The sequence below is a fragment of the Micromonospora sp. NPDC047753 genome (assembly GCF_040642735.1).
Taxonomy (GTDB): domain Bacteria; phylum Actinomycetota; class Actinomycetes; order Mycobacteriales; family Micromonosporaceae; genus Micromonospora.
This window is the reverse complement of the sequence record NZ_JBEYSL010000176.1, coordinates 1-12,303: the sequence shown is the minus strand read 5'-3', so window position 1 is coordinate 12,303 and position 12,303 is coordinate 1. Positions and strand designations below refer to the sequence as shown.

Below are 12,303 nucleotides of genomic sequence, written 5' to 3'. Positions count from 1 at the left end.
CCGTCGGCCAGGTCAAGCTGGTCGACCACGTACGAGACACCCTGGTGCAGATAGACCGCGCCGGAATGCAGCAGGAAGTGCGACGAGCCGCCGTCCCCGGGCGGTGAGTTCTTCTTCCTGGAGATGAACACCCGCCTTCAGGTCGAGCACCCGGTCACCGAGTTGTGCACCGGTCTGGACCTGGTGGGTCTGCAACTGCTCGTCGCCGAGGGTGAGCCGTTGCCGGCGGCCCTGCCGGCGAGCGCCGGGCACGCGATCGAGGTGCGCCTCTGCGCCGAGGACGCGGCGGCGGGTTGGCGGCCGGCCACCGGGACCCTGCACCGGTTCAGCGTCGGCGATGTGGCGACCGAGTTCGGTGGGCTGGCCGGGCCGGGCCTGCGGCTCGACTCGGGTGTGCTGGCCGGCTCGGTGGTCGGGGTGCACTACGACTCGATGCTCGCGAAGTTGGTCGCCTGGGGTCGTACCCGCGCGGAGGCGACCCGGCTGCTGGCCAGCGCGTTGGCCCGGGCCGAGCTGCATGGGGTGACCACCAACCGGGATCTGCTGGTCCGGGTGCTGCGCAGCCCCGCGTTCGCCGCCGTGGAGATCGACACGGGTTTCCTGGACCGGCACTCGGAGGTCTTCACTCCGCTGCTGCCCGCCGACCGGCTGCCGGTCACCGCCCTCGCCGCGGCGCTGGCCACGGCCGCCCAGCGCCGGGCGACCGCACCGGCGCTCTCCGGGCTCCCCTCCGGCTGGCGCAACGTGCCCGCCGTTCCCCAGACCACCCGCTTTCTCGGGCCGGACGGCGACGAGATCGAGATCCGCTACCGGCTGGACCGGGTCGGCCGGCTCGCCGACTGGTCCAGCACGTCGGCGGCGCAGGAGTCGGCCGAGCGACCGACGGTGGCGCTGGTCGAGGCCACAGCGGACCGGGCGGTGCTCGACGTCGACGGGGTCCGCCGCGCGTACCGCGTACACCGGGTGGGGTCGGCTGTCTTCGTGGACGGCCCGGACGGGGCGGCGAGCCTGGCCGAGCTACCGCGTCTCCCGCTGCCCACCACGGCGGTGGCGGCCGGGTCGCTGCTCGCGCCGCTGCCCGGCGTGGTGACCCGGGTGCACGTCGAGGTCGGCCAGCGGGTCTCGGCCGGCGATCCGCTGCTCACGCTGGAAGCGATGAAGCTGGAACATCCCGTGCTCGCCCCGATCGACGGCGTTGTCGCCGAGTTGCCGGTGCCAACCGGCGGTCAGGTGCAGACGGGCGCCGTGTTGGCCGTTGTCGACGAAAAGGACCCCCGATGACCTTCGACCTCACCCCCGAGCAGGACCAGTTGCGCGACGCCGTGCGGGCGCTCGGCCGCCGGTACGGCCACTCCTACTTCGTCGAGAAGGCGAGGGCCGGCGAACACACCACCGAACTCTGGGCGGAGGCCGGACGGCTCGGCTACCTGGGGGTCAACATCCCCACCGAGTACGGCGGCGGAGGCGGCGGCATCACCGAGCTGGCCATCGTCTGCGAGGAGTTGGCGGCTGCGGGTTGCCCGCTGCTGCTGCTGGTGGTCTCCCCCGCCATCGCGGCGACGGTGCTCACTCGGCACGGCACCGAGGAGCAGCGCAAGCGGCACCTGCCGGGCCTCGCCGACGGCTCCCAGAAGATCGTTTTCGCGATCACCGAGCCGGAGGCCGGTTCCAATTTCCACCGGCTCGGCACTGTGGCTCGCCGTGACGGCGACGGTTGGCTGCTCAACGGCCGCAAGTGCTACATCTCCGGAGTCGACGAGGCCGGTCACGTGCTGGTGGTGGCCCGCACCGAGGATTCCTCCACCGGCAAGTTGAAGCCGGCGCTGTTCCTGGTGCCGACCGACGCGGCCGGGCTGACGCGGTCCACGTTGGACATGGAGATCGTGTCTCCGGAGAACCAGTTCCTGCTCTACCTGGACGACGTGCGGGTGCCCGCCGACGCGCTGCTCGGTGAGTCGTTGGACGCCGGGCTGCCGGCGCTCTTCGCCGGGCTCAACCCGGAGCGGATCACGGTGGCCGCGATGGGTGCCGGCACCGGTCGGTACGCCATCGAGCGGGCCAGTGAGTACACCGCCACCCGCAAGGTCTGGGGTGGTCGGAGCATCGGCTCGCACCAGGGGGTGTCGCATCCGCTGGCCCACGCGGCTGTGCAGGTGGAGCTGGCCCGCCTCATGATCCAGAAGGCGGCCACCCTCTACGACGCCGGCCGCGACCTGGAGGCCGGGGTGGCCGGCAACATGGCCAAGTACGCGGCCGGGGAGGCCGCCGCGCTCGCCGTGGACACCGCCGTACAGGTGCTCGGCGGGGCCGGAATGACCACCGAGTACGGGGTGGCGACTCTGCTCGGCGCGGTCCGGGCCGGCCGGATCGCCCCGGTCAGCCGCGAGATGATCCTCAACTTCGTGGCCCAACACGTCCTCGGCCAGGACAAGTCGTACTGACGGCGCTGAGCTGCCGTGGCTGCGCCCCGCTCGCGCCGATCTTGCACTTTCGGTTGCCGCTACGCGCGGAATGCCCGCTATGTCGGGACAGTAAGTGCAAGATCGCTGCGCCGGGGAGGGGCAGGGCGGGGCTGGGGTCAGGCTGGGGTGCGGCAGGCGGCGTCTATGCGGTGGACTGGGCGGACCCGCCGACCCATGCCCTCCAACAGCGAATCCTCGACGTGGAAGTCGTGAATGCGCAGTTGGTGGCGGGGCAGCTCCTCCTCGCTCGGGCAGAGCACCTGGGCGCGGACCAGACCGACCGGAACGTACCGGACACCGCCCCGTTCCTGAAGGATCACCATGTTGACGTCGTCGGTGGTGACCACGTGCCCGCGAACGTCCTCGGTGGGCCCACTCTCCGCGCCCACCGTGGTGACGGTCAGCGGCAACACCGGCGTGGTGATCACCGGCACCGCAGCCCAGACCAGGGTGGCGAGCACCGCCACCTCGGTCACCGACGCCAGCGGCCGGATCACCAGGCCCGGCAGCGGCCCCGCGACGAAGAGCGCGAGCAGCGGGGGCACCACGATGAGCGCCAGCACCAGCCACTCGTCGCCCTGCCGCATCGCGTCGCGCATCGTGGGCAGCATCAGCCAGCCGTACCCGGCGAGCAGCGCGCCGATCAGCAGCAACCGAGGCGCGACCCGCTCGTGCAGCCGCGCCGGGCTCAGTTGGAACGCGGCCACGAACGCCGGCAGCAGCAACGGCAGATAGAGCAACGGCCAGGTGATCAGCGCGAGCAGGAAGCTGGCCAGCACCACCCAGGCCGGAGTGATGTCGGCCCAGCGGGCGAAGAGCGGGCGGCGACGGGTGCCCGGCGGAAGCCGGTCCGCGCTGACGGCCAGTACCGCGCCGAGCGCGAAGACGGCGACCAGCCCGGTGGAGAGCAGCCGCGCCGCCGTGGTCAGGAAACCGGCGAGCAGGTTCACCGGCCCGACGTTGGCCACCAGCAGCAGCGTGGTCTGGAGCTCCCCGCCGGCCTCCACGCCGAGGCGGAGCACCGAGAAGATCGCCGGCACGCCCACCACCGCCGTCCAGAACGACTGGCTGGCGCGGGCACGCCGCTCCGCCGGATCCCAGCGGACCCGCCCCGGCTCAACCGCGGCGACGACCGGCTCGGCCGGTTCGGCGACCGGCACCGCGGCCGGCCAGGCAACGTCACCTTCCGCGCCGACCGGACGATCGACGGCCGGCGGCGCTGCGGCCGTACCGTCGATCGCTGACGCGTCGCCGCCGGGCACTGACGTGCGGGGCGGCGGGACCGGTCCGTCGCCGCCGGTGGCGGTCGGCGCCGCGCTCACTTCGCGGGGGCCTTGTCGTCGAAGTCGACCAGCTTCGGCACCTCCAGCGGCTGCGGCTGGCGCTTCTCGGCCTTCAGCCAGGGGCCCAGGGTCCGGTTGTACGCGGTCTGCCAGGGGCTGGCATCTCCATCGCGGCCCTGTACGTAGCTCTTCTGCAGGAAGAACGCGACCAGGTCGCGCAGTGCGGGATCACCGATCGGCACGCCGATGCCCAGCAACTCGCTGGTGCCGAACGGCATGTCCACGAGCTCGAACTCCTTCGGGAAGCTGGCCAGGAAACCGGCGAGGATCGACTCGTCGGAGCTGACCGCGTCGTACCGCCCCTTCCGGATACCGTCGACGCAGTCGCCGACGTCCTTGACCACGAATGTCTTGACCTGGTGCTTCTCCAACTCGGCCTCCGTGGTGGAGCCGCCGCTGGTGCAGACCTTGTACGCCGGGTCGCGCAGGTCCTCGATGGTGCGGATCCTGTCCTTGAGTCGAATCGGCACCATCACCTCCTGCGTGGTGACGAAGTACGGCCCGGCGAAGCTGACCAGCTGCTTACGGTCCTCCGTCATGGAGAAGCTGGACACCACCAGGTCGACGGTGCCACCTTGCAGCGACGGGATGCGGTCCTCGGTCGCGACCGAGACGAACTCCAGCCGCTGGTCCCCCTCGTAGCCGAGGGAGGCCGCGATGTACCGGGCGATCTCGACGTCGAACCCGACGTGCTGGCCGTTTCGCAACTCACCCATCAGCGGCTCGTTGGTGGCGACACCGATCCGCAGTTTCGACTGACCGTAGATGTGCGTCTCGCGCATCTTTTCCTGTACGGAGGGCAGGTCCGGCTCCTTCCGGCTGTCGCAACCGGCCGCGGCGGCGAGCACGAGGGTGAGAGCGACCGCCAGCGTCGACGCGATCGAGCGGAGCCGGGACTGCGAACTGCCTGAGTTCATGGGCGACCTCGCTACCGGAAGGGCCTGCGGAACACCGAGAGTAGCGGTTCTTGTCCAATCCGTGTGCGCGCGGTGGACGCTGTCTAGTGGACGGCTCGGATCGACGTCGATCCGCGCGGCGGTCGGCTCTGCGGTTGACAGCCGGCCAGGTCGCGACATGCTGGACACGTGAGCCGATTGTCCAGACCCGATGCGCGCACGGTGGCGGTGCTCGCGGCGCTGGGAGCCCTTGCGCCGCTGGTCATGCTGGTCGTGTGGCGCCGACAGGACCTCCTCGGCGTGGTTCTCGCGCTGCTCTGCGTGCTAATGACCATGGTCGCCGGGGTCGCGGTCTCGGCCGCCCGTCAGGTCGACGACCCGGAGCCGGCGGACCGGTCGGCAGCCATCGGGCCTCCCGAGCTGATGCCGTACGGGATCGACGCGGACACCCTCGATGCCCTCGACCCCAGGGACGCGTTGCGTGCGGTGCGTGACCGCCGACGCGGGTCGGACGGGTTCAGCGGCCGGTGAGCGTGGGCGCGGTGAGCGCGTCCACGCCGCGCCCCGCCAGACACCGGTAGGTCCGGTCGATGCTGCCGTCGATCGGCGGTAGCACCTCCAGGTGCCAGCCGGTCGCCTCGCCGATCCCGGTGGTCAACCGGAACGTCTTGGCGCTGCACACCTGCCGCACCGGCTCGGCGGCGGTCACCTCGTCGTAGTCGGCGCCAACCAGCGACACCGGCAGGATGCCCTCGGCGTACGTCTCCCAGGTGTGTCGGCCGGCGCAGGACAGCCGAGCCGCCTCGGCGCGGCTGCCGCGGATCCGCATCGGGCCGAAGCACTCCAGCTCGGGCAGACACCGGGCACCCTCGGGCAGGGCGGTGGGTGCACCGGTGCCGGTGGAGCAGCCGGGCAGCGGCCCGGTCGCCGGTGCGGCGATCTGGGTGGCCGACGGGTACGGGGTGGGTGGCGGTGCCCGGTCGGCGATCCAGGCACCGGCGGTCGCGGAGGCGGCGAGCGCGAGCACCCCGGCACCACCGAAGAGCCAGCGCCGCCAACGCCGACCGGTGGGGTCCGCTCGCTGAGTGTCCTCGATCGACGATCGGGGCACCGGCTGGCTGGCCGCGTACGGGCCGGAGAGCGTCGCGGCACCGCTGACCGGAGCGCCGCTGACGGGTGCCGCAGGCGAGCCGAGTGGGAGGTTGTTGAGGAGGTCGTGCAACTCCAGGGCGGAGGGACGCTCGCCCGGATCGTTGGCCATGCCGACGCGCAGCACGTCGATCAGCTCGTCCGGCACCCCGGGCAGCGAGGGGAGCGGCTGGTTGAACATCTCCAGCACGGTGACCAGGCTCGGGTTGCGCTCGGACTGCCAGCGCGGCGGCCGGCCGTGCATCACCGCGTAGAGGGTGGCGCAGAGCGCGTACACGTCGACGGCCGGAGACGGCGGGCTGTGGCTGAACATCTCCGGCGGCGCGTACGCCGGGGTGAGCACCTCCAGGGTGACCGAGGCGTCGCGGTGCTCGGCGAGGACGGCGAGCCCGAAGTCGGCGAGCACCGCCGAGTTGAAGTGCGAGTGGAGGATGTTCGCCGGTTTCACGTCCCGGTGCAGCACCCCGGCGGCGTGCGAGTGGGCCAGCGCGTCCGCGATCTTGATGCCGAGGTCGCGGGCCTCCACCGGGCCGAGCGGTGAGGTGCGCATCCGTTCGGCGTACGAGCCGTCGCAGAGCTCCATGATCAGGTAGGGGTGCTGATCGACTGTGACCCCCACGTCGAAGAGGTCCACCACGTGCGGGTGGGACGACATCCGACCGGCCGCCCGCGCCTCGCGCAGGAAGCGGGCCTGATCGCGCTCGCTGTCCAGCGTCCGGTTCTCCACTTTGACGGCGACCTCGCGACCCACGGAGATCTGGGTGGCCCGGTAGACGGTCGCGTACCCGCCCCGGGCAAAGACCCGCAAATCAGTCAGGCCGGGCACGATCGGCACTGGCACGCCGCCGGTCGGGGTGTCGGTCACCGCTCGAAAATACCCAACCCGACCGATGGCTCAGCGCACCGCGTCCGCCGGAGCCGCACCGGCGGGACCGGTACCCTCCTCGGCGACCGCAGTCGTCCCGGCACCCTCGGACGATCCGACATCGCCGGCCGGGGTTCCCCGCCGGGCGTCCAGACGCAGACCGACGGCGGTGGCCACGGCGCCCAGCCCTTCCCATGCCGCCACCCCGAAGAACCGGTCGGGAGCTATGTCGGCCAGCACCGCGATGGTGAACACGGTGAACGTGACCAGCCGGAAGACCACCGTGAACCGGTAGAACGCCCGCCACTCGGTCACCGTGGCGAGCAGGTAGTAGACGCCCATGTTGAAGGCCGCCATCGAGGACGCCAGCAGGAACGTCCCGGTGTGATCACCGACGGCCCGCGTCGCCGGCACCTCGAACCCGAGCATGCGCAGTTGCGCCTCCGGCCAGAGCAGCCCGACCGCGCCCATCACCAGCGCCAACACGCCGAAGACCGCGATGGTCCAGCCCGCGATGGATCGCGGCAGCTTCATGAAGGGCCTCCCCAGGCACGGCGAGGGTCACCACTGTGGACCCGTACGCGGTGGTGACACGCTAGCCGCTCCCCCCGACCACCACATCCCCAGAACCGGCAGAACCGGCACCCCCCGGGGTCGCGTTGATCAAGAGCTTTCGGTCACCGGCGGGCCGGAATCTGACCGAAACCTCTTGATCAACAGCGGTGGGCGGGGGGTCAGACCAGGGCGGACAGGCGGGCTTGCAGGGCGTCGGCTGCGGCTCGTTCGCTGCGCTGCTCGGTGGCGTACGCCAGGCGAACGGCCTCCTGCGCGCAGGACAGCGCCTCCGCCGGATGACCACAGGCAGCCAACGCCTCGGCCAGCACACTCGCCGCGATCACCTGGCTACGCACGTCCTCGGCCGGCGCGGTGACCGCCCGACGAGCCCAGTCCAACGCCTGCTCCCGCTGACCGTGAGCGAGCAGCGCCGCAGCGTACTGAGCCATCGTCTGACGGCGGGAGAACAGCAGCGAGGGTGCGTTCGCGGCGGCAGTGGCCACCGGGGCGAGCAGCCCGACCGCTGTCGCCGGGTCGCCGGCGGCGAGACGGGCCGTCGCCAGCAACACCCGGGGTGCCACCTGCGCCGGGGCCTGCGGGTTGTGCGGCTCCACGGCGGTCAGCACCGCGCGGGCCACCCGCTCGGCCGTCTCGCAGTCGCCCATGTCCAACGCGACGAAGCCGCGCAGCGTGCCGGCCATTCCGGTGAGCAGCGGATGCGAGGTGCGCTCCGCGTACGCCAGGGCGTCGGTGAGCAGGTCCGCAGCGTGCTCCGGCTCGCCCAGGCCGCGCGCCACCACCGCCCGGACCACCAGGGCGAACCCGCGCCCCCAGTCGTCGGACGCGGCGGCGAACTCCCGGTACGCCCGCCGGGCCTCCCGGTCCGCCTCGGCCAGGTCCCCCAGCTCGGCAGTGGCGAACGCCGCCACCGCCCGCAACGTGCCCACGGCCCACGCCTCACCGACCCGCTCGCCGAACGGCAGGAACACCTGCGCCATCCGACACGCCTCGCGCAGCCGGCCGGCGAGCAGCCGGGCGAACGCCGTGGTGCCGCGCAGCCAGGCCCGCCCGTACGGGTCCTTCAGCTCGGCGAAGAGTCGGGCGGCCCGGCCGAGCACCGCGTCGGTCCCGGCGAAGTCACCCCGGGTGGTGGTCACCCAGGCCAGGTTCTGCAGGGACCACGCCTGCCCGCGTCGGTCCTGCGCACCGAGGCTGACCTGGTACGCGGCCGCCAACCGGCTGCTCGCCTGACTCAGCCGCCCCGCCACGAAGTCGGCCATGCCGAGCCGGCGCATCGCCGTGGCACGCTGCGTGGGCAGTCGACCCTCGGTGGCCACCTGCAACGCCTCCTGCCAGGCGGTCACCGCCCGGCCCTGATCGCCGAGGGTCTCCTGGGCCTGCCCCGCCAGCAGGAGAGCACTGACCCGGGTGACCTCGTCCCCCGCGTTCGCGGCGATCTTCTCGGCGTACGCCAACGCGTCGGAGACCCGGCCGACCTGGAGCAACGCCCGCGCGTGCACCACCCGGTCGGCTGCCGGCACCCCGTCGCGGGCCAGTTCGGTGGCGCGCTCGGCGTACTCGACGGCCATGGCCGGCTCACCGGCGGAGATCGACCGGCGGGCGGCGCGTCCGAGCGCGGCCACGCCGAGCGGAACCACCGCACGGGCCGGCGCGTCCGGGCGCAGCTTCACCGCGTCGGCGAGCGTGGCGGCCCGCTCGACGTGCATCGCCACGAAGTCGTCCCGGGCCTCGTCGGTGAACCCGCCGACAGTGCTGACGGTGGCCTCGTCCGCCGGTGCCGCCCACCGGGCCAGCGCGGCGTGCCGCTCGGCCAACTCGGCCTTGCTCACCCCGGCGTACGCGGCCTCCCGCATGAGGGGCGTCGCGAACGAGTAGCCGGTACGAGAACGGTGCAGCATGCGGCGTTGCAGCAACTCCTCGACCGCCCGGTCGAGCTCGACGGCGACCACGGCCGACGGTCTGCCGTCGCGGCCACCGCGCAGCTCCCGCATCGCCTCCAGCGCGCCGGTCGGCACCGTGTCACCGGTGACCGCCGCGTCGCGCAGCACCGACCGGGCGTCCGGCGGCAACGCGTCGATCCGGGCCGCGAGCACGGCGGCGAGGTCCCGGGAGAGCAGCCGGCTGCCCAGCGACCCCGGCACCAACCGCCAGCCGTTCGCCCCGCTCTGGTCCCGATCGCCGGAGCCTGGCCGATCAGCGGCGGCCCGGACAGATTCCGTGGTCAGCGCGCCCCGTTCGATAAGCAGAGTGACCAGCTCAGCCAGGTAGAACGGATTGCCCTGCGCGGTGGCGAGCAACCGGTCGGTGTCGGCCTGCGGCAGCTTGCCGCCGCCGAGGTAAGTCGTGAGCAGCCGGGCCGCGTCGGCACCGCGCAGCGGCGGCAGCGAGTGCACCTCGGCGTCCGCGACCCGGGTCAGCGCCCCAGCGGTACGCACCAACTCGGGGCGGCCGAGCAGCAGCACCAGCACCGGGCCGGTGAGCTTGGACAGGGTCAACCCAAGGGCACTGATCGTCTCGGCGGTGGCATCGTGCAGGTCGTCCACCACGATCACCAGCGGCGCCTCCGAGGCGAGCCCACTGAGCAGGTCGGCGACCGCGTTCGGCACCACCTCGGCGTCTGCGGCCGGAGTGCCCGAGCCGCCCCACTCGCCGCTGTCGCCGCCGGTGTGCGCCGGGAGTTCGGCGTAGCCGAGCAGGGCCAGCAGCTGCTCCGTGGCGATCGGTGGTGTCTCCGCGCCGGAGCGGGCGAGCCGCTGCCCGAGCCGGCGCAGCCGCTCCTCGACCGCCGGGCGGGTCAACGCGGTGGACGCGTCGCTGGGCAGACCGACGGCGGCCCGCACCAGATCGGCCAGGGGCGCGAGCCGTCGCCGCTCCCCGAACGCGGCACAGCGCACCGAGAGCACCCGGGCCCCGGTGTGCGCCGCGTACCGACCGGCACCGACGTCGTAGCCGGCGGCGAGGCGTTCCACCTCGGCGGCGAACCGGGACTTGCCGATGCCTGCCTCGGCGGTCATCAACAGCACCCGCGGGTCGCCCTGGTCGATCACCTCGGCGAGCCGGCCGGCGACCCGGCCGATCTCCGTCTCCCGGCCGACGTACGGCGCCTCGTCGCCGAGCCCCGAGCGGGTGCCCGGCGCGTCCAGCAGACCCAGCAGCTCGTACGCCTCGACGGGCTCACGCTTGCCCTTGAGCCGCAGCGGACGCAGCGCCCGCCAGGAGGAGACGTGCCTGGTGGCCGCAGCGGTGCGTCCACCGGCGTAGACGGCCCCGACGGCGGCGGCGTCGGCGAGCCGGGCCGCTGTGTTCACAGTGTCGCCGATGACCGTGTACTCGATGGCGGCCTGGATGCCCGCGATGACGTCGCCGGTGTTCAACCCGACCCGCAGCCCGAGCGGAGCGCCGCCGCCCCGCTCGTCGTCGAGCACCCGGCGGACGGCCCGTTGCATGCTCAGAGCGGCCCGGACGGCGCGTTCGGCGTCGTCCTCGTGCGCCACCGGGGCACCGAAGACCGCCATGATGCCGTCACCGGTCAGCTTGTCGACGTGCCCGCCGAACGTCTTCACGGCACCGGCGAGGGCGGCGAGCACCCGGTCGGTGACGGCGCCGACGCGTTCCGGGTCGAGATCCTCCGACCAGGAGGTGAACTCGGAGAGGTCGCCGAAGAGCACTGTCACCACCCGGCGCTCGGCCGCCGGCAACGTGGCGGCGGCCGGCAGCGCGGCGCCACAGTTGTGGCAGAACCGCGCGCCGGGAACGGCAACGGTTCCACACACGGGGCAGGTCACATGTGCTCCAACCCACTGACCCCGGGCGCGGATTCCCCGGTGTCGACGCCCAGATACTCCAACTGGGCCCGGACCGACCATTCGGCCGCCCACCAGAGTGAGCGGTCCACGTCCGCGTAGACCGTCGCCACCACGTCGGCGGGGGTCCGGGCACCGGCGGCGACCGCCGCCCGGACCTGGTCGAGCCGGGCCCGGCGGTGCGCGAGGTAGAAGTCGGCGGCGGCGGCGCAGTCGGCCAGCGCCGGGCCGTGTCCCGGCAGCGCCGGGATTCCCCGGTACGCGGACAGCAGCTCCAGACTGCTCAGATAGTCACCGAGGTGACCGTCGGGATGGGCGACCACGGTGGTGCCCCGGCCGAGGATGGTGTCACCGGTGAGCACCACCCGCTCGTCGCCGTGCTCGACCAGGAAGCAGACCGAGTCGGCGGTGTGCCCTGGCGTCTGCAGCAGCCTGACGTGCAGACCGAAGCCACCGAAGTGCTCGCCCGGCTCGGTCAGCGGCTCACCACCGATGGTGTGCGCCGGGTCGGCGGCGAGCACGTGCACGCCGCCGAGCAGCTCACTCAGCCGGGCCGCGCCCTCGGTGTGGTCGGGGTGGCCGTGGGTGATCAGGATCAGCCCGACCGGGCCGTGCTCGGCGATCCGGCTCAGGTGCCCCTCGTCCGCCGGCCCCGGGTCGACCACGATGCCGGACTCGGCCGCCGGGGCGCGCAGCACCCAGGTGTTGGTGCCGTCGAGGGTCATCGGCCCCGGGTTCGGCGCACGCAGCAGTGAAACCCAGCGGGGCAACTCGTCGGCAAGCGCCGCCACCGCCCCCGTCACGTGCCCGCTCATGGCTGCGATCGTACGACCCCGCTCGCCACACCCCACGATCTTGCACTTGCGGCCCCTGATTCATCCCCGTTCAGGGCTTTCGTCCGGGCAGAAAGTGCAAGATCGGGGGGCGATGGGGACGCGTCAGGCGACCTCGACGATCAGCTCGATCTCCACCGGGGCGTCCAGGGGCAACTCGGCCACGCCCACCGCGCTGCGCGCGTGCCGGCCGGCCTCCCCGAAGACGGTGCCGAACAGATCCGAGGCACCGTTGATCACGGCGGGCTGACCGGTGAAGCCGGGCGCGGAGGCCACGAACCCGGTCACCTTGACCACCTTGACCACGTTCTCCAGGCCGACCAGCGAGTCGACAGCGGCCAGCGCGTTGAGCCCGCACCGCTGGGCCAGATCCTTC

Annotated in this window: 9 protein-coding genes and 1 pseudogene; 3 read left to right on the top strand and 7 right to left on the bottom strand. The window is 72.7% G+C overall.

Features of this window, described 5'->3' with window-relative positions:
• Positions 1-93: 93 nt before the first annotated feature.
• Both ABZ749_RS16870 and ABZ749_RS16865 read left to right on the top strand, forming a co-directional pair.
• Positions 94-1,281 (top strand): annotated as a pseudogene (locus ABZ749_RS16870) (biotin/lipoyl-containing protein); the annotation flags it as partial.
• On the top strand, positions 1,278-2,441 hold the full coding sequence (locus ABZ749_RS16865; protein WP_357228620.1) for an acyl-CoA dehydrogenase: 1,164 nt from the start codon (positions 1,278-1,280) through the stop codon (positions 2,439-2,441). The pseudogene ABZ749_RS16870 and the gene ABZ749_RS16865, both read left to right, overlap by 4 nt.
• Positions 2,442-2,578: 137 nt before the next feature.
• Here ABZ749_RS16865 and ABZ749_RS16860 read toward each other — a convergent pair whose 3' ends face one another.
• Entirely contained in the window at positions 2,579-3,784 is a 1,206-nt protein-coding gene (locus tag ABZ749_RS16860; protein WP_357228618.1) for a hypothetical protein, read from the bottom strand.
• Positions 3,781-4,722: a transporter substrate-binding domain-containing protein gene (locus ABZ749_RS16855; protein WP_357228615.1), complete on the bottom strand. Its 942-nt coding sequence runs from the start codon at positions 4,720-4,722 to the stop codon at positions 3,781-3,783. The genes ABZ749_RS16860 and ABZ749_RS16855 overlap by 4 nt, the downstream gene beginning before the upstream one ends.
• Before the next feature lie 168 nt (positions 4,723-4,890).
• Here ABZ749_RS16855 and ABZ749_RS16850 point away from each other — a divergent pair, with 168 nt between their 5' ends.
• Positions 4,891-5,232: a hypothetical protein gene (locus ABZ749_RS16850; RefSeq protein ID WP_357228613.1), complete on the top strand. Its 342-nt coding sequence runs from the start codon at positions 4,891-4,893 to the stop codon at positions 5,230-5,232.
• Here ABZ749_RS16850 and ABZ749_RS16845 read toward each other — a convergent pair.
• From ABZ749_RS16845 to ABZ749_RS16825, 5 genes are all read right to left on the bottom strand, one after another.
• On the bottom strand, positions 5,219-6,715 hold the full coding sequence (locus tag ABZ749_RS16845; RefSeq protein ID WP_357228610.1) for a serine/threonine-protein kinase: 1,497 nt from the start codon (positions 6,713-6,715) through the stop codon (positions 5,219-5,221). The genes ABZ749_RS16850 and ABZ749_RS16845 overlap by 14 nt on opposite strands.
• A gap of 30 nt (positions 6,716-6,745) precedes the next feature.
• Positions 6,746-7,249: a hypothetical protein gene (locus ABZ749_RS16840; protein WP_357228607.1), complete on the bottom strand. Its 504-nt coding sequence runs from the start codon at positions 7,247-7,249 to the stop codon at positions 6,746-6,748.
• 200 nt (positions 7,250-7,449) lie between these two features.
• Complete coding sequence (locus tag ABZ749_RS16835) at positions 7,450-11,076, bottom strand: adenylate/guanylate cyclase domain-containing protein (RefSeq protein WP_357228605.1); 3,627 nt, start codon at positions 11,074-11,076, stop codon at positions 7,450-7,452.
• On the bottom strand, positions 11,073-11,909 hold the full coding sequence (locus tag ABZ749_RS16830; protein WP_357228602.1) for an MBL fold metallo-hydrolase: 837 nt from the start codon (positions 11,907-11,909) through the stop codon (positions 11,073-11,075). The genes ABZ749_RS16835 and ABZ749_RS16830 overlap by 4 nt, the downstream gene beginning before the upstream one ends.
• A gap of 123 nt (positions 11,910-12,032) precedes the next feature.
• Positions 12,033-12,303, bottom strand: a 271-nt coding sequence (locus tag ABZ749_RS16825; RefSeq protein ID WP_357228600.1) for a RidA family protein, incomplete at its 5' end; no start/stop codon positions are given.

Bases quoted from the DNA above. Each gene is read 5' to 3' on its own strand.
- ABZ749_RS16855 (WP_357228615.1), bottom strand. From the start codon at position 4,722: ATGAACTCAGGCAGTTCGCAGTCCCGGCTCCGCTCGATCGCGTCGACG.
- ABZ749_RS16865 (WP_357228620.1), top strand. From the start codon at position 1,278: ATGACCTTCGACCTCACCCCCGAGCAGGACCAGTTGCGCGACGCCGTG.
- ABZ749_RS16830 (WP_357228602.1), bottom strand. From the start codon at position 11,909: ATGAGCGGGCACGTGACGGGGGCGGTGGCGGCGCTTGCCGACGAGTTG.
- ABZ749_RS16840 (WP_357228607.1), bottom strand. From the start codon at position 7,249: ATGAAGCTGCCGCGATCCATCGCGGGCTGGACCATCGCGGTCTTCGGC.